This is a genomic window from Actinomadura sp. 1N219, assembly GCF_044326405.1.
Classification (GTDB): domain Bacteria; phylum Actinomycetota; class Actinomycetes; order Streptosporangiales; family Streptosporangiaceae; genus Spirillospora.
This window is the reverse complement of record NZ_JBIRAY010000010.1, coordinates 141,124-162,099: the sequence shown is the minus strand read 5'-3', so window position 1 is coordinate 162,099 and position 20,976 is coordinate 141,124. Positions and strand designations below refer to the sequence as shown.

General features: G+C 71.1%; 24 protein-coding genes. 17 read left to right on the top strand and 7 right to left on the bottom strand.

What is annotated here, in order from left to right; translation table 11 throughout:
• Positions 1 to 114 precede the first annotated feature (114 nt).
• Positions 115 to 1,764, bottom strand: a complete 1,650-nt coding sequence (locus ACH35V_RS27950) for a hypothetical protein (RefSeq protein ID WP_395976577.1) — start codon at positions 1,762 to 1,764, stop codon at positions 115 to 117.
• Positions 1,765 to 1,794: 30 nt separating this feature from the next.
• On the opposite strand from ACH35V_RS27950, the gene ACH35V_RS27945 reads away from it, so the two are divergent.
• The 13 genes from ACH35V_RS27945 to ACH35V_RS27885 all read left to right on the top strand — a co-directional run bounded on the left by ACH35V_RS27945 (position 1,795) and on the right by ACH35V_RS27885 (position 13,206).
• Entirely contained in the window at positions 1,795 to 1,965 is a 171-nt protein-coding gene (locus ACH35V_RS27945) for a hypothetical protein (RefSeq protein ID WP_165969110.1), read from the top strand.
• 163 nt (positions 1,966 to 2,128) lie between these two features.
• Positions 2,129 to 3,097 (top strand): prolyl aminopeptidase, encoded by a 969-nt coding sequence (gene pip, locus ACH35V_RS27940; RefSeq protein WP_395976575.1) that lies wholly within the window; start codon positions 2,129 to 2,131, stop codon positions 3,095 to 3,097.
• A gap of 613 nt (positions 3,098 to 3,710) precedes the next feature.
• A complete protein-coding gene (gene ectA, locus ACH35V_RS27935) occupies positions 3,711 to 4,259 on the top strand; it encodes a diaminobutyrate acetyltransferase (protein ID WP_395976573.1) in 549 nt (182 codons plus the stop codon).
• 50 nt (positions 4,260 to 4,309) lie between these two features.
• Positions 4,310 to 5,572 carry a diaminobutyrate--2-oxoglutarate transaminase gene (ectB, locus tag ACH35V_RS27930; RefSeq protein ID WP_395976571.1) on the top strand — a complete coding sequence of 421 codons (1,263 nt, stop codon included), beginning with the start codon at positions 4,310 to 4,312 and terminating at the stop codon, positions 5,570 to 5,572.
• A gap of 125 nt (positions 5,573 to 5,697) precedes the next feature.
• On the top strand, positions 5,698 to 6,093 hold the full coding sequence (locus ACH35V_RS27925; RefSeq protein ID WP_131966709.1) for an ectoine synthase: 396 nt from the start codon (positions 5,698 to 5,700) through the stop codon (positions 6,091 to 6,093).
• Positions 6,090 to 6,998, top strand: coding sequence for an ectoine hydroxylase (thpD, locus tag ACH35V_RS27920; protein ID WP_395976569.1), 909 nt, complete (start codon positions 6,090 to 6,092; stop codon positions 6,996 to 6,998). Before ACH35V_RS27925 ends, thpD begins: the two co-directional genes overlap by 4 nt.
• 106 nt (positions 6,999 to 7,104) lie before the next feature.
• Positions 7,105 to 7,998, top strand: a complete 894-nt coding sequence (gene ehuB, locus ACH35V_RS27915) for an ectoine/hydroxyectoine ABC transporter substrate-binding protein EhuB (protein WP_395976567.1) — start codon at positions 7,105 to 7,107, stop codon at positions 7,996 to 7,998.
• Between the two features lie 3 nt (positions 7,999 to 8,001).
• Positions 8,002 to 8,718, top strand: a complete 717-nt coding sequence (gene ehuC, locus ACH35V_RS27910) for an ectoine/hydroxyectoine ABC transporter permease subunit EhuC (RefSeq protein WP_395976565.1) — start codon at positions 8,002 to 8,004, stop codon at positions 8,716 to 8,718.
• A complete protein-coding gene (ehuD, locus tag ACH35V_RS27905; protein WP_395976563.1) occupies positions 8,718 to 9,371 on the top strand; it encodes an ectoine/hydroxyectoine ABC transporter permease subunit EhuD in 654 nt (217 codons plus the stop codon). Before ehuC ends, ehuD begins: the two co-directional genes overlap by 1 nt.
• Positions 9,358 to 10,284 carry an ectoine/hydroxyectoine ABC transporter ATP-binding protein EhuA gene (gene ehuA, locus ACH35V_RS27900; RefSeq protein WP_395976561.1) on the top strand — a complete coding sequence of 309 codons (927 nt, stop codon included), beginning with the start codon at positions 9,358 to 9,360 and terminating at the stop codon, positions 10,282 to 10,284. Before ehuD ends, ehuA begins: the two co-directional genes overlap by 14 nt.
• 157 nt (positions 10,285 to 10,441) lie before the next feature.
• Positions 10,442 to 11,602, top strand: a complete 1,161-nt coding sequence (locus ACH35V_RS27895) for a thiolase family protein (protein WP_395976559.1) — start codon at positions 10,442 to 10,444, stop codon at positions 11,600 to 11,602.
• Between the two features lie 2 nt (positions 11,603 to 11,604).
• Positions 11,605 to 12,036 carry a Zn-ribbon domain-containing OB-fold protein gene (locus ACH35V_RS27890; RefSeq protein ID WP_395976557.1) on the top strand — a complete coding sequence of 144 codons (432 nt, stop codon included), beginning with the start codon at positions 11,605 to 11,607 and terminating at the stop codon, positions 12,034 to 12,036.
• A gap of 33 nt (positions 12,037 to 12,069) precedes the next feature.
• Positions 12,070 to 13,206 carry an NAD(P)H-dependent flavin oxidoreductase gene (locus tag ACH35V_RS27885; RefSeq protein WP_395976555.1) on the top strand — a complete coding sequence of 379 codons (1,137 nt, stop codon included), beginning with the start codon at positions 12,070 to 12,072 and terminating at the stop codon, positions 13,204 to 13,206.
• Positions 13,207 to 13,218: 12 nt separating this feature from the next.
• On the opposite strand, the gene ACH35V_RS27880 is transcribed toward ACH35V_RS27885, so the two are convergent.
• Positions 13,219 to 13,713 carry a winged helix-turn-helix transcriptional regulator gene (locus ACH35V_RS27880; protein WP_395976553.1) on the bottom strand — a complete coding sequence of 165 codons (495 nt, stop codon included), beginning with the start codon at positions 13,711 to 13,713 and terminating at the stop codon, positions 13,219 to 13,221.
• A gap of 59 nt (positions 13,714 to 13,772) precedes the next feature.
• Here ACH35V_RS27880 and ACH35V_RS27875 point away from each other — a divergent pair, with 59 nt between their 5' ends.
• Positions 13,773 to 14,144: a VOC family protein gene (locus tag ACH35V_RS27875; RefSeq protein ID WP_395976551.1), complete on the top strand. Its 372-nt coding sequence runs from the start codon at positions 13,773 to 13,775 to the stop codon at positions 14,142 to 14,144.
• A gap of 125 nt (positions 14,145 to 14,269) precedes the next feature.
• Here the strand turns inward: ACH35V_RS27875 and ACH35V_RS27870 are convergent, their stop codons facing one another.
• Complete coding sequence (locus ACH35V_RS27870; RefSeq protein ID WP_395976549.1) at positions 14,270 to 15,286, bottom strand: endonuclease/exonuclease/phosphatase family protein; 1,017 nt, start codon at positions 15,284 to 15,286, stop codon at positions 14,270 to 14,272.
• Between the two features lie 115 nt (positions 15,287 to 15,401).
• Here ACH35V_RS27870 and ACH35V_RS27865 point away from each other — a divergent pair, with 115 nt between their 5' ends.
• Positions 15,402 to 15,998 (top strand): TetR/AcrR family transcriptional regulator, encoded by a 597-nt coding sequence (locus ACH35V_RS27865; protein ID WP_395976547.1) that lies wholly within the window; start codon positions 15,402 to 15,404, stop codon positions 15,996 to 15,998.
• On the top strand, positions 15,995 to 16,906 hold the full coding sequence (locus tag ACH35V_RS27860; protein ID WP_395976545.1) for an SDR family oxidoreductase: 912 nt from the start codon (positions 15,995 to 15,997) through the stop codon (positions 16,904 to 16,906). The genes ACH35V_RS27865 and ACH35V_RS27860 overlap by 4 nt, the downstream gene beginning before the upstream one ends.
• On the opposite strand, the gene ACH35V_RS27855 is transcribed toward ACH35V_RS27860, so the two are convergent.
• Together ACH35V_RS27855 and ACH35V_RS27850 are read right to left on the bottom strand one after the other, a co-directional pair.
• Positions 16,901 to 17,872, bottom strand: a complete 972-nt coding sequence (locus ACH35V_RS27855; RefSeq protein ID WP_395976543.1) for a CapA family protein — start codon at positions 17,870 to 17,872, stop codon at positions 16,901 to 16,903. The genes ACH35V_RS27860 and ACH35V_RS27855 overlap by 6 nt on opposite strands.
• Before the next feature lie 36 nt (positions 17,873 to 17,908).
• Positions 17,909 to 18,484, bottom strand: coding sequence for a dihydrofolate reductase family protein (locus ACH35V_RS27850; RefSeq protein ID WP_395976541.1), 576 nt, complete (start codon positions 18,482 to 18,484; stop codon positions 17,909 to 17,911).
• Positions 18,485 to 18,555: 71 nt separating this feature from the next.
• On the opposite strand from ACH35V_RS27850, the gene ACH35V_RS27845 reads away from it, so the two are divergent.
• Positions 18,556 to 19,128: a TetR/AcrR family transcriptional regulator gene (locus ACH35V_RS27845; RefSeq protein ID WP_395976539.1), complete on the top strand. Its 573-nt coding sequence runs from the start codon at positions 18,556 to 18,558 to the stop codon at positions 19,126 to 19,128.
• A gap of 90 nt (positions 19,129 to 19,218) precedes the next feature.
• On the opposite strand, the gene ACH35V_RS27840 is transcribed toward ACH35V_RS27845, so the two are convergent.
• Both ACH35V_RS27840 and ACH35V_RS27835 read right to left on the bottom strand, forming a co-directional pair.
• Positions 19,219 to 20,253 carry an SGNH/GDSL hydrolase family protein gene (locus tag ACH35V_RS27840; protein WP_395976537.1) on the bottom strand — a complete coding sequence of 345 codons (1,035 nt, stop codon included), beginning with the start codon at positions 20,251 to 20,253 and terminating at the stop codon, positions 19,219 to 19,221.
• Complete coding sequence (locus ACH35V_RS27835; protein ID WP_395976535.1) at positions 20,250 to 20,798, bottom strand: GNAT family N-acetyltransferase; 549 nt, start codon at positions 20,796 to 20,798, stop codon at positions 20,250 to 20,252. The genes ACH35V_RS27840 and ACH35V_RS27835 overlap by 4 nt, the downstream gene beginning before the upstream one ends.
• Between the last annotated feature and the right edge of the window lie 178 nt (positions 20,799 to 20,976).

Below are 20,976 nucleotides of genomic sequence, written 5' to 3'. Positions count from 1 at the left end.
GGTTCTCGCAAGCTCGAACCTGCCTTCGGACGCGATCGCAGTGGTTCAGGTTGTTGCGTGGTTGAGGCAGTGGCTGAGGTTGTCGCGACCGAAGGCGGTGTGGACGGGCGGTCTTTACGGCCCGAAGGACGAGGGTAGGGCGTTGGAGCCCGCGGGCATGATGGTGCGGAGTTGGCGGGTGAGTTCGTCGATCAGGGAGCGGGCCTGGTCGGCGGCGTTGCGGGCGGCGTCGCGCTCCTGGGACAGCTCGGCGATCTGCGCGCGCTGCTCGGTGACGGCCTGGGCGAGCTGGTCGACCCACTGGTCGCGCTCGGCGAGCTTCTCGGCGACGGCGTCGCGCTCGGCGGCCAGCTGGCGCATCGCCGCGACGGTCTTGTCCCGTTCTCTGCCCGCCTGGTCGGCGCGGCCGCGGGCCAGGGTCAGCTCGGACTCGGCGCGGGCCTGGGCCTGGACGGCGCCCTCGCGGGCCCGTTCGGCGGCGTCCCGGGCCTTGGCGTTGCCGTCGCGCTCCCGTTCGGCCTTCTTGGCGGCCTCCAGGGACTGCGAGGCGGTGTCGAGGGCCTGCTGGCGCTCGGCCTCGGCGGCCTCGGCCCGTCCCATCGCCTCCTGGGCGCGGCGGTCGGCGTCCTGCGCCCGGCGGTCGGCGTCCTGGGCGCGGCGCTCGTTCTCCTGGGCGCGGCGCTCGGCGACCTCGGCGCGGCGGCGGGACTCGTCGGCCTCCTTGCCCGCGCCGACGACGGCGTGCTGCAGGTTCTGCGCGGTCATCTCGGCGTCGGTGAGCTTCGCGCGCAGCGCGGACAGCTCGGCGTGCGCGGCCTCCAGCCCGCGGGACAGCTCCGCGGCCTGCTCGGCGACGCGGTCGCGCTCGGCCTCGGCGGAGCGGCGCCCGGTGACGGCGTCCTCGACGGCGCGGAGCGCGTCGTCGCGGGCCTCGCTCATCGCGTCGCGCTGCTGGATCGCCTGCCGGACGGTCGCCTCGGCCTCGGCGACCCGGCGCTCGGCCTGCTCGACCTGGGCCTGCACCTGCTCCAGCTGCGCGCGGGCCTGGTCGGCCTGGGCGCGGGCCTGGTCGGCCTGGGCGCGTCCCTGCTGGGCCTGGTTCCAGGCGGCGGCCGCGTCCCGCTGCGCGTTCTCCTTCTCGCCCTGCAACGCGCCGATCTGCGCGACGGCCTCGTTCTGCGCCTCGACGGCGCGGCGCTCGGCCTGCTCGGCCTGGCCGCGGGCGCGCTGCACCTCGCCCCAGGCGGCCGCGGCGTCCCGCTGCGCGGACTCCTTCTCCGCCGCGACGGCGGACATCTGCTGGGCCGTCTCGTTCTGGGCCTCGACGGCGCGGCGCTCGGCCTGCTCGGCCTGGCCGCGGGCGCGCTGCACCTCGCCCCAGGCGGCGGCAGCGTCCCGCTGCGCGGACTCCTTCTCCGCCGTGAGGGCCGCGACCTGCTGGGCGATCTCGCTCTGCGCCTCGTTGACCTTGCGCTCGCCGGCGGCGAGGGCGTCGCCGATGAGGTCGGCCATCTGGCGGAGCCGCTCGACGATGTCCCACGGCTGCGCCTCGGGCTGCTCGACGTCGGGACGCGCGCCCTCGCGCGGACGGCCGGGCTGCTGGGCGTGCTGGCCGGGCTGCTGGGGCTTGGCCATCTGGATCGGCTGCTGGGCGGCCGGCACCGGCGCCTCGGGCGCGCGGCCCGGGTCGCGTCCCAGGGCGGGCCAGGGGGACGCCGCGTCCGGGACGCCGCGGGAGCCGCCCGATCCGTTCAGCTCGCTCACTGCTCTCCCCGCCTCGCGGCTCGGAGCCACATGGACGGCATGGCTCTGCTCATCGTCGTGCCCGCGTTCTTCGCCCGACGGCTCGTCATCTCGCTCACGTGTCTCCTCGCCCGGCGGCGCTCGGCCGCGTTCGCGGGGGTGGGTGTGCACATCTCGTTCGCTCCGCTACCGGCCCTGAGCCTTCATCGCTTCGCTCACTGAAGGCACTCTAGCCCCGACCAGCGGAACGTTTGCCCAGTTTGGGGTTTACTTTCTCGGCCGCCACGCGGCGTTCGCGCACGCAGGAGGCCTGGTCGAGGGCCTGACGGCCGGTCCGGCGGTGCCAAGGGTCACATCCGGCGGGCGGGTGGGACAATCGCGCTCCATGGAGCTTCGCACTTTGTATCCGCCGATCGAGCCGTACGAGACCGGGCTGCTCGACGTCGGCGACGGCAATCAGATCTACTGGGAGGTCTGCGGCAATCCGGACGGCAAGCCCGCCGTGATGGTGCACGGCGGCCCCGGCGGCGGCTGCAACGCCGGGCACCGGCGGCAGTTCGATCCGGAGGCGTACCGGATCGTCCTGTTCGACCAGCGCAACTGCGGACGGAGCCTGCCGAACGCGAAGGATCCGGAGGTGTCGCTGGAGGCGAACACCACCTGGAACCTGGTCGCCGACATGGAGCGGCTCCGCGAGCGTCTCGGTGTCGAGCGCTGGCTGGTGTTCGGCGGGAGCTGGGGCAGCGCGCTGTCGCTGGCGTACGCGCAGACGCATCCGGAGCGGGTGACCGAGCTGGTGCTGCGCGGCATCTTCACGCTGCGGCCGTTCGAGCTGTACTGGTTCTACCAGGAGGGCGCGTCGCTGATCTTCCCCGACCTCTGGGAGAAGTACGTCGAGCCGATCCCGGAGGACGAGCGGGAGGACCTCATCTCGGCGTTCGGGGAGCGGCTGCGGTCCCCGGACCGGGACGTGCGGATCGCCGCGGCCCAGGCGTGGGCGACCTGGGAGGGCTCGACGATCACGCTGCGGCCGGACCCGGAGCTGGCGGGCGGGTTCGCCGAGCCGGACTACGCGGTGGCGTTCGCGCGCATCGAGAACCACTACTTCGTCAACGAGGGGTTCTTCGAGGACGAGCAGCTGATCCGGGACGTGGACAGGATCCGCCACATCCCGGCCGTGATCGTCCAGGGCCGCTACGACGTGTGCACGCCGGTCGCGACGGCGTGGGACCTGCACCGCGCCTGGCCCGAGGCGGACTTCCACATCGTGGACGACGCCGGGCACGCCTACAGCGAGCCGGGCATCCTGCACCGGCTGATCGAGGCGACCGACCGATTCGCCGGCAAACCGTGACCGGATAGGACGGGCGGGCTCCCGCCCGGCGAGAACCTTAAAGCGAACATGCCGGAAAACCGGTGGCGGCAGGGCCGTAACCGCGGGCCGGGCGCGTGGTCGCTCCCGGCCCGCCCGCCTTATCAGCGGACCGAAATGCCGTGATTCTTACTTTTGAGCTACCCACGTCTTACCTCCGGGCAGGTAAACATGCCCCTTGATGGTCAGCGGTCCCGACCTCACAGGGCCCGCGCCAACGTCTTGGCCCACACCCGTCCCAGCACGCCCGCGACCGGACGACCTCGCCCGATGCGACGTGACGCCCGCCGCACCGGACGCGTTGACATGAAATATGAGTGACTTACCTCACACAACCGATACACAAAACGCCTCGCCGCTTCACGACGGAACATTAAGGTGGCGTTCAGGAAGCGTCCCGGCGGCGCCGTCGCCGAAGTCGGCAGTACCGCCTGCGTATCACGGGGAAAAGCGGACAATCGCTCGCGCGGGCCCCTGCGGAATTGCACCGAATTCGGCAAAGCGATTAACCCTACCCAGTGCGGTACGCGGCTAAACATCTCGCTGATAACATTCCTCTGCGATCACGGGCCGAGATTCGCTAAGTTGCCTGGACATGGCAGCGCAACCCCTGGAAACACCGACCCGGCGCCACGGCGCGAGCGAGACGAACGAGGACGTGCAACTCCAGGAGCCCCGCCTCTCCGACGGTCCGGAGCTTTGGCGGCTCGCCCGCGAATCGCGGGTCCTGGACGTCAACTCGCCTTACAGCTACACGCTTTGGTGCCGCGATTTCGCGGACACTTCCGTGGTGGCCCGCGACGCAGGCGTCCCCTGCGGATTCGTCACCGGATACGTCCGCCCCGCCAGGCCCGACACGTTCTTCGTGTGGCAGGTCGCCGTGGGCAGCGACCACCGTGGCCGGGGCCTCGCCCACCGCATGCTCGACCGCCTCGCCGACCGCCTGGCCCCGCGCGGCCACCGGTACATGGAGGCGACGGTCACGCCGGACAACACCGCTTCCACCGCGATGTTCGAAGCGTTCGCGCGAGGCCGCGGGTGCGAGGTCGCCCGCAGCCCGCTGTTCGGCGCGGAGCACTTCCCCGAGGGGGGACACGAGCCCGAGGTGCTCTTCAGGATCGGCCCGATCGCCGACGCGAACTGACCGTTCGACTCCCCCGTCCGCTCCCCCACCGACCTGCCTGGAGGCAGAAAATGGACGTCTTCGCCCGCTTGGAATCGGAAGTCCGCGGATACTGCCGAGGCTGGCCCACGGTGTTCACCACCGCGCGCGGCAGTCACATGACCGACGAGAACGGCAAAACCTACCTGGACTTCTTCGCCGGCGCGGGAACGCTCAACTACGGGCACAACAACCCGCAACTGAAACGCCGGCTCCTCGACTATCTCGCCGAGGACGCGGTCGTGCACAGTCTCGACATGTACACGACGGCCAAGCGCGACTTCCTGGAACGATTCAACGAGTACGTGCTCCGGCCCCGGGGGCTCGACTACAAGGTGCAGTTCCCCGGCCCCGCGGGCAACAACTCGGTCGAGGCCGCGCTGAAACTCGCGCGCAAGTACACCGGCCGCGAGACCGTCGTCAGCTTCACCAATGCCTTTCACGGGATGACGCTCGGCGCGCTCGCCGTCACGGGCAATTCGATGAAGCGCACCGGCGCCGGCGTGCCGCTCGGCCACGGCGTCGCGATGCCGTACGACAACTACCTCGACGGCCGGACGCCCGACTTCCTGCTCTTCGAGACGATGCTCGACGACAGCGGCAGCGGCCTGGACAAGCCCGCCGCCGTGATCGTGGAGACCGTGCAGGGCGAGGGCGGCATCAACGTCGCCACCGCCGAGTGGCTGCGCGGCCTCCAGGACCTGTGCCGCCGCCACGACATCCTCCTCATCGTCGACGACGTGCAGATGGGCTGCGGCCGCACCGGGCCGTTCTTCAGCTTCGAGGAGGCGGGGATCGTCCCGGACATCGTCTGCCTGTCCAAATCCCTCAGCGGCTACGGCCTGCCGCTGGCGATCACGCTGATGAAGCGGGACCTGGACGTGTGGGACCCGGGCGAGCACAACGGCACCTTCCGCGGCTTCAACCCCGCGTTCGTCACCGCCGTCGCCGCGCTGGAGGACTACTGGACCGGCGACGGCCTGGAGAAGGAGACGATCGCCAAGGGCCAGCAGGTCCAGGCGGCGCTGGAGTCGATCGCGCTCGCGCACGCCGGCGCCGTCGACTGCGTCCGCGGCCGCGGCCTCGCCTGGGGCCTGGTGATGAACGACGCCGAGATGGCGCCGAAGGTGTGCACCGAGGCGTTCGGGCGCGGGCTGCTGATGGAGACCTCGGGCCCCGAGGGCGAGGTGGTCAAGCTGCTGCCGCCGCTCACCACGACCGAGGCCGAGCTGGACCGCGGCCTGGAGATCATCGCGGACTCGCTGGAGGCCGTCCGCCAGAAGGTCGCCGTCTGACCTCGGCGGCCGAAGCCGACCACACGTCCAGCCCGTCCAGCAGTCCATCCAGCCGTCCACGCCGCCCGAGGCGCCCCGGGCCCCGCGCGGGCCCGGCCCCGGGCACACCCGGAAAGAGGAGATTCATGATCGTTCGTTCCCTTGACGAGATCGTCGGCACCGAGCGCGACGTGCAGGCGCCGACGTGGTGCAGCCGCCGGTTCGTGCTCGCCAAGGAGGGCGTCGGCTTCTCGCTGCACGAGACGATCCTGTACGCGGGCACCGAGACCAAGATGTGGTACGCGAACCACATCGAGGCCGTCTACTGCATCGAGGGCCAGGGGGAGCTGACCAACGACGAGACCGGCGAGAAGCACAAGATCGAGCCGGGCGTGATGTACCTGCTCGACGGCCACGAGCATCACACACTGCGCGCTCACACGGACGTGCGGACCGTCTGCGTGTTCAACCCGCCCTGCACCGGGCGGGAGGTCCATGACGAGAACGGGGTGTATCCGCTGCTGACCGAGGAGGACGCATGAGCATCATCGAGTCCCATCCGACGATCGACGACGCCTACCCCACCCGGAAGTGCGCCGAGGCGGCCCTGCTGTACCGCCAGGACCAGGTCGTCTACGGCGAACCCGGGGACGGGCCGATCGACGCCGCCACGCTCGACGCGTTCGAGGCGAACGGCTTCCTCGACGTCGACCAGCTGCTCGCGCCCGAGGAGGTCGAGGACTACCGCGCCGAGCTGCGCAGGCTGTCGGCCGACCCGCAGGTCCTCGCCGACGAGCGGACGGTCACCGAGCGGGGCTCGGACGAGGTCCGCTCCATCTTCGAGGTGCACAAGATCAGCGAGGTGTTCGCCGGGCTCGTCCGCGACCCCCGCGTGGTGGGCCGGGCCAGGCAGATTCTCGGCTCGGAGGTTTACGTGCACCAGAGCCGGGTCAACTACAAGCCAGGATTCACTGGCAAGGACTTCTATTGGCACTCGGATTTCGAGACCTGGCACGCGGAGGACGGCATGCCCCGGATGCGCGCGGTGAGCATATCCATCGCGCTCACCGAGAATTTCGTGCACAATGGCGGGCTAATGATCATGCCTGGCTCGCACAAGACCTTCGTGGCCTGTGTCGGGGAGACCCCGGACGACCACTACAAGGAGTCCCTGCGCGGGCAGGAGATCGGGACGCCCGATGCGGCGAGCCTGTCGATCCTCGCCGACAAGCACGGGATCGAGCTGTTCACAGGGCCCGCGGGCTCTGCCACCATGTTCGACTGCAACTGCATGCACGGCTCCAACGGGAACATCACCCCGTTCCCCCGCTCCAACGTGTTCATCGTGTTCAACAGCGTCGAGAACACGTGCGTCGAGCCGTTCTCCGCCCCCGCACCGCGTCCGGAGTTCATCGGCGCCCGCGACTTCACTCCCGTGGGCGGCTGAATGAACACAACAATTCGATAACCCGACACACACGTCAGGCCCGCGCCCGCGGGGGGCCGTCCGGTCCCCCCGCGGGCGCGGGGTTCACACATCCAGGAGTTCGATGATGACTTCCTCGAGACGCGACTTCCTGCGCACCGCCGTGCTGCTGTCCGCCGCGGTTCCGCTGGCCGCGGCGGGCTGCTCCACGACGGATCCGGAAGAGGAGAAGGCGGGCGGGGGCACGCTGCAGAAGGCCAAGGACGCCGGGACGATCACGGTCGGCTTCGCCAACGAGGCGCCCTACGGCTACACCGACAAGTCGGGGAAGCTGACCGGGGAGGCGCCCGAGCTCGCCCGCGTCATCTTCAAGCAGCTCGGGATCGACGAGGTCAAGGGCGTCCAGGTCGACTTCGGCGGCCTGATCGGCGGCCTGAACGCCAAGCGGTTCGACGCGATCGCCGCCGGCATGTTCATCACACCGGAGCGCTGCGCCTCGGCGGCGTTCGCGAACCCCGAGTACGTCGCCAAGAGCGCCTTCATGGTGCCCGAGGGCAACCCCAAGGGCCTCAAGGGCGACAAGGACCCCGCCGCCAAGGGCGTCCGGGTCGGCGTCATGACCGGCGCGGTCGAGGCTGGTTACGCGGAGAAGACCGGGGTCAAGAAGAGCAACATCAAGACCTACGCCGACCAGCCGAGCGCCTTCGAGGGCCTCAAGGCCGGGCGCATCGACTGCATCTGGCTGACCCGCATCTCGCTGGCCGACCTGGAGTCCAAGCACCAGGGCGAGGGCTTCGAGGTGACCGAGCCGTTCACCCCGGTCATCGACGGCAAGGAGCAGTTCGGCGCGGGCGCGTTCGCGTTCCGCAAGGCCGACTCGGACCTGCTGAACGCCTGGAACGGCGAACTGGACAAGCTCAAGCAGCAGAACAAGCTGCTGCCGGTCCTGCAGCCCTTCGGGTTCACCCAGGCGGAGATCCCCACCGCGGGCGACACGGCCGCCAAGTTCTGCCAGGGCTGACCCGTGGTTGACGTCCTCGACAGCTACAACCAGTGGCTGGACGGCGCATGGGTCACCATCAAGCTCACCCTGCTCGGCGGCGCGGTGGCGCTGGTGCTCGCCCTGATCTTCGGGCTGGCGGGCACCTCGCGCCACGCGTGGGTGCGCGTCCTGAACCGGGTGTACGTGGAGTTCTTCCGCGGCAACGCGACGCTGGTGCTGCTGTACTGGTTCTTCTACGCGCTGCCCCTGATCGGGCTCCGGTTCACCACGATGTTCGCGGCGGTCCTCGCGCTCGGCCTGAACGTCGGCGCCTACGGCGCGGAGGTGGTCCGCGGCTCGATCAACGCCGTCCCGAAGGCCCAGTACGAGGCGACGGTGGCGCTGAACTTCTCGCCGTACCAGCGGATGCGGCGGGTGCTGCTGCCGCAGGGGTTCGCGCTGATGCTGCCCCCGTTCGGGAACCTGATCATCGAGCTGATGAAGGGGACGGCCATCGTGTCCCTGGTCGGCCTGGTCGACCTGACCCGCGTGTCGAAGAACATCCAGGGCAGCACCGGCGAGACCGTCGCGGCGTTCACGGTGGTGCTCGTCCTGTACTTCGTGATCGCGCAGGTGCTGCAGCTGTTCGTCCGCTACGCCGAACGCCGCGTGGACCGCATGCTGGGCCGCAGGCTGCCCAGTGAGCCGTCCCTCGGCACGATCGCGGCCGGCGCACCCGGAGCGGGGGTGGGCGGCTGATGGACTGGGACTGGCAGTACTCCGGGGACATCCTCCCCGACCTGCTCGACGGGCTGCGCTACACCGTCATCGCGACGCTGGCCGGCTATGTGATCGCCCTGCTCCTCGGGCTGGTGTGGACGCTGCTGCGCCGCACCCCGAGCCGGGCGTTCAACCAGGCGATCCGGTGGATCACCGAGTTCATCCGGTCGACGCCGCTGATCCCGCAGCTGTACTTCGTGTTCTTCGTCCTGCCCGCGTGGGGCGTCACGATCGGGTCGCTCACCGCCGGGATCGTCACGCTCGGGATCCACTACTCGACCTACACCGCCGAGGTGTACCGGGCCGGGATCTCCGACGTCCCGAAGGGGCAGTGGGAGGCGTGCACCGCGCTGAACCTGCCGCGGTCGCGGGTGTGGCTGGACGTGATCCTGCCGCAGGCGATCCGCCGGGTGATCCCGACGCTCGGCAACTACCTGATCGCGATGTTCAAGGACTCGCCGATGCTGCTGGCGATCAACGTCTCGGAACTGCTCTTCACCGCCACCCAGGTGGGCTCGAAGTCCCTGCAGTTCCTGGAGCCGATCACGATGGTCGGCCTGTTGTTCGTCGTGGTCAGCGTCATATCCTCGATACTCGTCCGCCGCTTGGAGAGGCGTTATGCCACCAACTGACACCGAACCGGAATCCCCCACGCCCGACGACGCCGGCGGCGCATCGACCGAGAAGGACGTGACCACGGAGAAGGACGTGACCACGGAGAAGGGCGTCTCCACGGAGAAGGGCGAAACCGCCGCGGCGCCGCTGCCGCGCGGTGAGGCGCCGGGCATCCGCTTCGAGAAGGTGATCAAGCGGTTCGGCCACAACGTGGTGCTCCGCGAGCTCGACTTCACCGTGGCGCCGGGCGAGCGGGTGACGCTCATCGGGCCGAGCGGATCGGGCAAGACCACCATCCTGCGGCTGCTGATGACGCTGGAGAAGCTCGACGAGGGCCTCATCTGGATCGGCGACGAGACGCTGTGGCACATGGAGCGCGGCGGCAAGCGCGTCCCGGCCAACCAGAAGCACCTGCACGAGATGCGCAAGCAGGTCGGCATGGTGTTCCAGCAGTTCAACCTGTTCCCGAACATGAACGTGCTGCGCAACCTCACCGAGGGGCCGGTGCGGGTGCTCGGGGTGTCCAAGGACGAAGCGGTCGAACGTGCGCGGGATCTGCTGGACCTGGTCGGGCTCGGCGACAAGATCAACTCGCATCCGTCGCAGCTGTCGGGCGGCCAGCAGCAGCGGGTGGCGATCGCGCGGGCGCTCGCGATGCAGCCGCGGGTGCTGCTGCTGGACGAGGTCACCTCGGCGCTGGACCCGGAGCTCGTCGTCGGCGTCCAGGACCTGCTGCGCGACATCGCCCGGCAGAGCGACCTGACCCTGCTGTGCGTCACCCACGAGATGACCTTCGCCAAGGACATCTCCGACCGGGTCCTCATGTTCGACGGGGGCCAGATCGTCGAGGAGGGCCCGCCGGACCAGATCTTCGGCGAGCCGTCCGAGCAGCGCACCCGGGACTTCCTGCAGGCCGTCCTGGCGTCCTGACGGGCCGTTCCGAACCCGCCGCCCGCGTCCCCGTCGCCCCGGGGGCGCGGGCGGCCCGCTTTTTCGCCGGCCGGCGCGCTTCCGCCGGACGGCGCGCTTCCGCCGGGCGGTCCTGACCACGTCCGGGCCGAATGGCGTTCGGTACGGTGGGGGGACGATGAACGCTGCGATCGTGGGGCTCGGCATGACCGAGCTCGGCAAGGTGTACGGGCGGAGCCCCCGGCGGCTCGCCGCCGACGCGGTGCGGCTCGCCGTCGCCGACGCGGGCCTCACCCCCGGCGACCTGGACGGCCTGCTCGTCAGCCACGGCATGAGCGGCTCCCCCGGCATCGAGCTGGCCGAAACCCTCGGGCTCCGCGACCTGCGCCTGCTCGCCCAGCTCAACTCGTTCGGCGCGACCGCGGGGGCGATGGTGTCGCACGCGGCGATGTCGGTGCTGAGCGGCTCGGCGAGCACCGTCGCCTGCGTCTTCGCCGACGCGCCGCTGAAGCCGAAGCAGCCGGCCGGTTCGGCCTACAACCGCGAGGCCCGCGAATGGTACGGCTTCGGCGGGATGACGGCCGCGCTGGGCCTCCGCAGCGTGAACTCGTACTACGCCCTGGCGGCCCAGCGGCACATGGCCCGCTACGGCACCACCAGCGAGCAGCTCGGCGCGATCGCCGTCTCGACCCGCGACTGGGCGGCCCGCAACCCGCTCGCCCAGATGCGCGATCCGATCACCCTCGACGATCACCAGAACTCCCGCTGGGTGTCCGAGCCCCTGCACCTCCTCGACTGCTGCCTCGTGTCCAACGGGGCCGTCGCCGTCATCGTGACCAGCGCGGACAGGGCCCGCGATCTGGCGCGTCCGCCCGTCCACGTGTGGGGGTGGGGGCAGGGGCATCCCGGGCACCGCAAGGAGCGCGGCAGCGACTTCGGCCTGACGACGGGCGCCGCCGCGTCGGGCGCGGCGGCGATGAAGATGGCCGGGGTCACGGTCTCGGACGTCGACGTCTGCGAGCTGTACGACTGCTACACCTACACGGTCCTCGTGTCGCTGGAGGACTACGGGTTCTGCGCCAAGGGCGAGGGCGGCGCGTTCGCCGCGTCCGGCGCGCTCGGGCCCGGCGGGTCGCTGCCGACCAACACCGGCGGCGGCCAGCTGTCCGCCTACTACATGTGGGGCATGACGCCGCTGTCGGAGGCCGTGATCCAGGCGCGCGGGGACGGCGGCGAGCGGCAGGCCCCGTCCACGGACGTGATCCTGGTCAGCGGCAACGGCGGCATCCTCGACCACCACTCCACGCTGATCGTCAGCCCGCACGCGAAGGGGACCTAGCCATGCGCATCGGCGTTCTCCGGCGCGACGGCCGGACCGACCCGTTCTTCGACGGCGCCGCCGCCGGCCGCCTGGTCGTCAGGCGCTGCGCGTCCTGCGACCGCTGGCTGGCGCCGGACGCGTCCGGCTGCCCCGGCTGCGGCGACGAGGACCCCGGCTGGGCCGAGGCGAGCGGCGACGCGTCCCTCGTGACCTGGACGATCGTCCACCGCCCCGGCGAGCCGCCGGCCTGCCTCGCGCTGGTCGAGCTGGCGGAGGGCCCGTGGCTGCACGCCCGCTTGGACGGCGCCGACCGCGACGACCTGCGCGAGGGCCTCCCCCTCCGGGCCGCCTTCGTCCACCCGGACGAGGGCGAGTCGTACGTCCTGTTCCGCCCGCCCTCCCCGGCCGCCCCGGACGCCCCGGCCGCGCCGGACGCCCCGGCCCACCCCTAGACCGAATAGCGTTCGGTCGTTTAGCGTCGGGGCATGAACACCGAGGTCTGCGCGCGGTTCGGCATCGAGTTCCCGCTGTTCGCCTTCAGCCACTGCCGGGACGTCGTCGCGGCCGTCACCAACGCGGGCGGCTTCGGCGTCCTCGGCGCCGTCGCCTACACCCCCGACCGGCTCGAAGAAGAGCTGCGCTGGATCGACGACCACGTGCAGGGCCGCCCCTACGGCGTGGACGTCCTCGTCCCCGGCAAGATCGACAAGTCGGCGGAGGGCGGCGGCGGCCTCGACGCCATGCTCGCCGCCATCCCCGACGAGCACTGGACGTTCCTCGCCGGCCTGTTCGCCAAGTACGACGTCCCGCTGCCGGACTTCGAGCAGGCCAAGCGCTCCAACGCGCGCGGCGGCACGCAGGTCACGCGGCAGGGCGCGACCGAGCTGATCGACGTGTCCCTCGCCCACCCGATCGGCCTCATCGCCAGCGCCCTCGGCACCCCGCCCCCGCTCATGGTGGAGAAGGCGCGCGCGGCCGGGATCCCGGTCGCGGCGCTCGTCGGGACGTCCGAGCACGCCCGCCGCCAGGTCGCCGCCGGCGCGGACCTGATCGTCGCGCAGGGCGGCGAGGCGGGCGGCCACACCGGCGAGATCTCGACGATGGTCCTGGTCCCGGAGGTGGTCGACACCGTCGCGCCGGCGCCCGTCCTCGCCGCGGGCGGCATCGCCACCGGACGCCAGATGGCCGCCGCGCTGGCCCTCGGCGCGTCCGGCGTGTGGTGCGGCTCCGTCTGGCTCACCACCGAGGAGGCGGAGACGTCCCCGGCCGTCAAGGAGAAGATGCTCGCCGCCACGTCCCGCGACACGGTCCGCTCCCGCTCCCGCACCGGCAAGCCCGCCCGCCAGCTCCGCTCCGCCTGGACGGACGAGTGGGAGGCCCCGTCCAGCCCAGGCCCGCTCGGCATGCCGCTCCAGATGATCGTCGCCGAGGGCGCCATGCGGCAGATCACCAAGATCGCCGAGTCCGGCAACCCGGGCGCCCGCGCGCTCGCGAACTACTTCGTCGGCCAGTGCGTCGGCCTGATGAACACCGTCAAGCCCGCCCGCCAGGTCGTCTACGACATGGTGGACGACTTCGCCACCGCCGTGGACCGCCTCAACGCCATCACCACCGCGGACTGACCGCGCCGAAGCTCAATCCTGGTTCGGTCTGCGCTCGGGGTTCGGCATGCGCTCGGGGGGCATGCCGGGCCCGATCGTGACCTGGATCTCGGCCGGGTCGTCCACGCGGCCGCAATGGGCGCACTCCGTCTGCTGGGTGACTCCGGCGCCGCACACCGAGTGGGTGTAGAGGATCGGCGGCTCCCCGTCGGTCGCCCACCGGTCGCCCCACTCGGAGAGCGCCACCAGCGCGGGCGCGAGCGCGCGCCCCTTGTCGGTCAGCAGGTACTCGTACAGTTCGGGCTGCTCGGAGTACCTGTGCCGCCGCATGATCCCGGCCTCGACGAAGCCGTCGAGCCGGGCCTTGAGGATGTTGGACGCGACGCCCAGGCGGCGCTGGAAGTCGCTGTATCGGGTCGCTCCCGCGAACGCGGCGTCGCGAACGATCAGCAGGCTCCAGCGTTCGCCGATCACCTCCAGGGCGCGGGCGATCGAGCACACCTGTGAGTCGTAGGTCTTCCCCAGCATGCGCTCCAGCCTACCGAGGGCGCTTGCGTCATGAAAGCGCCCAGGTTACGGTTACTTGCATGACGCAAGTAGCTGGAAAGATCACCCCGAAAGCCGGCAGCATCCTTCTCGGCACCACCCGGCCCGCGGAACTGCGCGACTGGTACCGCAAGGCGCTCGCCCCGGAGCACGAGGGCGACGGGCCGATCGACCTCGGCGGCATCCTGCTGGTCATCGACCAGCGCGACGACGTCGACACGAAGAACAACGAGCCTGGCCGGACGATCCTCAACTTCCACGTGGACGACTTCGACGCCGTCGAGGCGCAGTTGCGGGCGGCGGAGGTGGACTGGGTCGCCCCCGTCGCGGATCGACCGGCCGGCCGCTTCGGGACGTTCGCGGACCCGGATGGCAACTACCTCCAGATCATCCAGCTCAAGCAGGACGAATAGGCCCAGGCGTCGCCGAACGAACCCCACGCCCGGCCAACGCCCATCCGGCGCTGGCCGGGCATGCGGGTTCCTCGCCACCCGGCAGATGAAGTTCCTCGCCACCCGGCAGATGAGTGGTCGCTTGCTCAGTCCAGGGTGATGTGGGCGGCGACCGGGAGGTGGTCGCTGCCGGTGGCGGGCAGGGCGCGGATGTGGCGGACGGTCGCCGAACGGACCATGACCTGGTCGATCCTGGCCAGCGGGAAGGACGCGGGGAAGCTGAAGGCCAGGCCCCGCTCCGCCTCGTCCAGCCGTTCGGTGAGCGGGGACAGCCCGCGGTCGTCGACCGTGCCGTTGAGGTCGCCCAGCAAGATCACCGTTTTCACGTTCTCCGCCGCGATGGCCTTCCCCAATCGATCGGCGCTCTCGTCCCGCAAGGCGGACGCCAGGCCGCTCGCCCGGACGCGGACCGAGGGCAGATGCGCGACGTACACGGCGACCTGGCCGTTCGGCGTATGAGCCACGGCCCGCAGCCCGCGGCTCCAGGTCTCCGCGATCCCAGGGGGCTTGATGTCCAGCAGCCGGACGTCGATCAGCGGATACCTAGACCACAGGCCGACCGTGCCCTGAACCGCGTGGTACGGGTAGCCCGAGGCGAGGGTCTTCTCATAGGCGGGCAGCGCCGGGGGCTCCAGTTCCTCCATCGCGATGAGGTCCGGCTTGGCGTCGGCCAGCGTGCGAGCCGTGCGGGCTGGGTCAGGGTTCACATCGCTGACGTTGTGCTGGACGACGACCAGGCCATGCGTGCCCACCAAGCCGTGCGTGCCCGACTCGTCCGCGGGGAGGAGCAGGCCACCGAACTGGTACGTCCAAGCCGCCACCGGCAGTAGCAGAGCCAACAGCGCCGTGGCCGACCGGCGCAGCAACGCCAGGACGAGCAACACGATGACCACGAGGCCCAGCCAGGGCAGGAATGTCTCCAGCAGGCTTCCCAGACGGCCCACGCCGTTGGGCACGGCCCGATGGAACACCAGCAATCCGGCCGTCACGGCCGAGAACGCGGCGAGCACCCGTCCCCGCGTCCAGGCCGACCGGCCGTCCGCCTCCCCGGCGTCCGGCTCCCGGGCCTCCGCCTCCCCGGCGTCCGGCTGAGCCTGCTCCATCCAGAGCTCCCCGATCCACTCGACGAACCGCCTGGTCGCGGCATCCTCTCACGATGAGCTGGTCGTCAGTGTGGTTTAATAAATGTATGTTCATTTACTAATGGAGGGATGCGGGATGGCGGGACGGCCGCGAGGGGTCGATGACGCGGTGATCCTGCGGGCGGCGGTCGAGGTGGTCGGGCGGGTGGGTCCGGCGAAGCTGACCCTCTCCGCGGTCGCCGACGAGGTGGGGCTGGTGCCGGGGACGCTCGTCCAGCGGTTCGGGTCCAAGCGCGGGCTGCTTCTGGCGTTGGCGGCCCGGTCCGTCCAGGACGCGAGTGCGCTGCAGGAGCGGGCGCGCAAAGGGCAGGATTCGGCCTTGGCCGCGGTGTTCGCGCTGGCCCGGGAGTCGACGTCGGACGTCGCCACGCCCCAGACGTACGCCAACCATCTGGCCTTCCTCTGCATGGACCTCACCGATCCGGAGTTCTACGAGCACGCCCTGGCGATGCACCAGGCCCAGCGCCGGGCGATCGAGCTGCTGCTAGAAGAGGCCGCGTCCGACGGTGAGCTGCAGGAGGGGACGGACGCCGCGACGCTGGCCGGATCAGTGCAGGCGGCCGTCGCCGGGGCCGGGCTGACCTGGGCGCTCGACCGTCAGGGGACGCTCGCGGAGCGGGTCGAACACGAGATCGACACTGTGCTGGCACCACACGTTCGGAGGAAGACATGACTGTGGAGAAGCGTCCGCTGAGCGGCGCCGTGGCCCTGGTCGCGGGCGGGACCCGAGGGGGCGGACGGGGCATCGCCGTCCAATTGGGGGCCGCCGGCGCGACCGTGTACGTGACGGGCCGCAGCAGCGGGTCCGCGAGTTCGGATCTCGGACGCCCGGAGACCATCGAGGACACCGCCGCGCAGGTCACCGCGGCGGGCGGGACGGGGATCGCCGTCCGCACCGATCACAGCCGTCCGGACGAGGTCCGCGCGCTGGTCGACCGGATCGCGGCGGATCAGGACGGGCGGCTCGACGTGCTCGTCAACTCCGTGTGGGGCGGCGACCCGCTGACCGACTGGGAGCATCCGCTGTGGGAGCAGGACCTCGACACCGGGCTGCGGCTGCTGCGGCAGGCCGTGGAGACGCACGTGATCACCAGCCGGTTCGCGCTTCCGCTGATGGTCGCGCGCGCCCGGGGCCTCGTGGTGGAGGTGACGGACGGCAACACGGCCCGCTACCGCGGCTCGTTCTTCTACGACCTCGCGAAGTCGGCGGTGATCCGGCTGGCGTTCGCGCAGGCCGCGGAGCTGAAGCCGCAGGGTGTCGCGGCCGTGGCCGTCTCGCCCGGTTTCCTGCGGTCGGAGGCCGTCCTCGACCATTTCGGCGTCACCGAGGAGAACTGGCGGGACGCCATCGCCAAGGACCCGCATTTCGCGTATTCCGAGACTCCCGCCTACGTCGGACGGGCCGTCGCCGCCCTGGCCGCGGACCCCGGCGTCATGGCCAAGACCGGGCGGGCCCTCGCCACGTGGGGCCTGTACAAGGAGTACGGGTTCACCGACGTCGACGGCACGCAGCCCGATTTCGCCGCCCACTGGGCCGACGCGCTGGTGGACGAGTACGGGCCGCTCGGCGATCCCCTATGACCGCGGGGCGTGGATGACCAGCCGGTCGTCCCGGGTCTCGACGCGCGTGCCGAAGGCGGCGCAGGTGCGGGTGAAGCGTTCGGTGATCCAGCGGTGGTCGGCGTCCACGGCGAGGCGGGTGCGGCAGTGGTCGAGGTGCAGCGGCACCGCCTCGATCCGGGACGGGCCCGTGCGGTCCAGCGTGATCAGGAACAGCAGCCCGAGGTCGTTGCGGCGCCGCTCGTCGATGGCGTAGTCGTCGATGAAGTCGCCCATGTCGAAGATGACGGGCCAGGCCACGCCCTGGAAGACGTGCGCCGAGGTCCCCGCGATGAGCGTCGCGCCGGCGTCCAGGAGTCGCTTGGCGGCGCGCCGGACGTAGTGCAGCGGCTCCTGCGTCATGTTCGGGCCCCAGTGCGGCAGGACGAGCACGACGTCGTTCACGGCGCGGAGCCGTCCGATCTGCTCCAGCAGGTGGCCGGGCACGCCCTCCTCCAGGTCGGCATGGGCGACGCCGGGGCGGCCCGGCCCCGCGGCGAAGTCGGACGGGTGGTCGGTGACGCCCACCACCGCGACCCGCACGCCTCCGGCCTCCAGTGCGACGCTCTGCCACGCGTCCTCGGCATCGGTGCCCGCGCCGACGCAGCCGATGCCCGCCTGTCCCAGGATGTCGAGGGAGTCCTGCAGCGCGTCCGGTCCGTAGTCGAGCGCATGGTTGTTGGCGAGGGTCACGCAGTCGACGCCGAGGTCGGTGAGGGCTTCGGCGGCATTCGGGGGCGCCCGGAAATGGAACGGCTTGCCCGGCGCCTCCCATTTCCTGCCGCGGTCGGATACGCAGCATTCCAGGTTCACGACCGCGAGATCCGCTTCCGCGAACGCCGCGCGGACGCCGCCGGAGAACAGGCCGTGCGGACCGGACATGGCGATCTCGTCCGCCACGCCGCGTCCGAGCATGGTGTCTCCGGCGAGCGCCATTGTGACGGCCATGATGGTCCCCAATCGACGGGAGTACCGCCGTCCAGCCTACGAAGCGCGGGTGAACCAGGTGACCTGGGCGCCGTTGCCGAACGACTCCCGCTGGGTGGGCGTGAAGAGCGTCGGACGGAACTCGCCGTCGAAGGCGGGAATGCCCGTCCCGGCGACGACCGGATAGCTCTTGACGATCAGTTCGTCGATCTCGGGCAGGAGAGCGCCGGCGAGCTTCCCTCCGCCGCAGAGCCAGACGTCCATGTCGCCGTCCTCGGCCTTGAGTTCGCGGACGATCCCGACCGGGTCCCTGACCAGGTCCACGGACGGGTCGGCGATCTCCTCCAGCGTCGTGGACGCGACATACTGCCGGAGGTGCGCATACGGGCTGGTCACGTTGATGTCGAGCGCGGGCTGGTAGGTGCCGAGGCCCATCACGAGCGTGTCGAACCGCTTGTTCGGCGCGCCCTCCAGGCCGACATGGGCGCGGACGTGCGTGGGAAGGGTCTCCGGATAGCGCTCGTTGATCCAGGCCGCCATGTCGTCGCCGAGCGGGTAGAAGTCGAACTCGCCGCCAGGTCCCGCGATGTAGCCGTCGATGCTGACGGCGACGTAGTAGACGAGCTTTCGCATATCGACGCTCCGTTCGTAGTACTCTATATGGAGTGGTTTGAATGTAGTACTACGGACGGAGTGGTGTCAAGGTGCGGAGGAACGTGGAGCGGAGGGCGGCGCTCGTCGACGCCGCGATCGAGGTGCTGGCCAGGGAGGGTGCGCGCGGGCTGACGTTCCGGGCCGTGGACGCCGAGGCGGGCGTGCCCGTCGGGACCGCGTCCAACTACTTCGCCAACCGCGACGACCTGTTCACGCAGGCGGGACGGCGGATCTACGAGCGCCTGCAACCGGACGCGACCACCCTGGCCGGACGGCTCGAAGGACCGCGCGACCTCGCCAGGGTCACCGAACTGCTGCGCGAGGTCGTCGGCCGGATCTCCGACTTCCGCACCGGCTACCTGGCGCTGCTGGAGCTGCGGCTGGAGGCGACGCGGCGTCCCGAGCTGCGGGCCGTCCTGACCGAGCGGGTCCGCGCGGACGTCGAGGCCAACATCGCCTACCACCTGGAGTCCGGGCTGCCCGGCGACGCCACCACGGTGCGGCTGCTCTACCTGGCCCTCAACTGGCTGATCGTCGAGCACCTCACCCTGCCGGGTGTGTTCACCGACGAGGACGTCCAGGATCTCGTGGCCCTCGCGGTAGAACGCGCCGTCCCGCGCTGAACCGCGGCCTCAAGCCAGCGGACGCTCGGACCTGAGCGGGCGGGCGCTCGGACCGGTCGGCGGACCTGAGTCGGCGGGCCCGCTCGGGCCTCAAGCCAGCGGGCGGCCGGGGCCCTTCTTGATCTGCTCGATGAACAGTCCGGCCAGGGCGCGCTGCCCCGCGATGGTCGGGTGGTAGCTGCGCGGCTCGGCCGCGAACGCCGACAGGTTCAGCAGCAGGCCGTTCATGTAGGCGTCCCCGCTGCCCACCTCGTGGCCGGCGAACGCGCTGTAGGCGTCGACGAACTCGACGCTGCCCTGGCCGTTCCGTGCGGCGATGCGCGCGTCGGCCTCCTGGGCGGACTGGCGGATCAGGCGGCTCAGGTCGTAGGCCCGCGCGTTCAGCCACTGCTGGTCGGCGACGGTGATGTTGTCCCCGTCCACGCCGCTGACCTCGGAGAACGCCTTCGGGTACCCCATCAGCACCACCCGCGCCCGCGGCGCCCGCGCGGTGATCTTGTCGAGCAGGCCGGGGAGGCTACGCCGGAGCTCGGCCATCCGCCCGGCGACGTCCTCGCCCTGCCGGGTGCACCGCTTGCTCCACGGCATCTTGACGACGCAGCCGGCGAGCACCCGGGAGAACCCGACGTCGTTGCCGCCGATGCTCAACGTGACGAGGCTCGTGTCGGGGGTGATGCGGCCGAGCTGCGGCGGCTCGCCGCTCCGCCCGTTCAGGAAGTCGATGGTGGTGGCGCCGGAGCAGGCCCAGAACGAGGCGCCCTTCGCGAACCGGAACGCCCGCGCGACCTCGTGGTAGTATGCCTTCGACGTCCGATGGCACCGGTCGAGCGGATTCTTGTCCGCCACGGTCGCCTCCGCGCCGAGCCCCGCCGAGTACGAGTCGCCCAGCGCCACGTAGGAGCCGCGCGTCGCCGCCTCGACCGGCGTGGGCGCCTTCCTCGCCGCGACCGGATCGGCGCGCATCTCCGGCCTCGGCTCGCGGCAGCCGGCGCCGAACACCTCGCACCGCACGGCCGGCAGCGCCACCAGCGGGACGACGGCCAGCGCCAGCAGTCCCGCGAGCACGGCCAGCGCGAGGCCCCGCTCGCCGAGCCGGTCCCGCACCCACGCCACCGGGCTGATCATCGTCCTCCTCCGGGGTCCATGACCGAGACGCCCGCGCCGCCTTCCCGGTTCCCGAGTGGCGCCCACATGACGAGCCGCGGCCCGAACTCGTGCAGCCCGGCCTCCACCTCGGCGTCCCAGTACGACCGGACCTCCGGGCCCCACCGCTCCTCGGGCAGCTCCGCGAACCCGTGCCCGGCGTACCAGGGGCCGTTCCACGGGACGTCCCGGAACGTCAGCAGGCTCACGCCGGGCGACCCGGCCGCGGCGGCCCGCGCCTTGACCGCCTCCAGCAGCGGGACGCCGATCCCCCGGCCGGCCAGGTCGCCGCGCACCGAGATCTGCGCCAGGTGGACGGCCCCGTCGACCTGCTCCACCGCCGCGAACCCGACCGGCGGATCGCCCGCCACGAGGATCTCCCCGCCCTTCCCGATCAGCTGCTCCACCACGGTCGGCCCGGGCGGGAACACGATGCCGATCTCCGCGAACATCGCGTCCCCGGAACTCTCGATCGCCGGCAGCCCCGCCAGATCCCCCGGCCGCGCCGCCCGAACCTCGTACCCCATCCCATGATCGTAGGTCGTCCCCGCGGCGCCCCGCCCCTTCCCTCAAGGCCAGACTCAGACCGCCACCGCTGATCGTCCGCCGCTGGTCGTCCGCCGCTGGCCGTCCGCCGGGACGAGGCTCGCTCACCCCGCGAGGGGAACGGGATCACGCCCGGGAGGGAGGCCCGGTGCAGGGTGC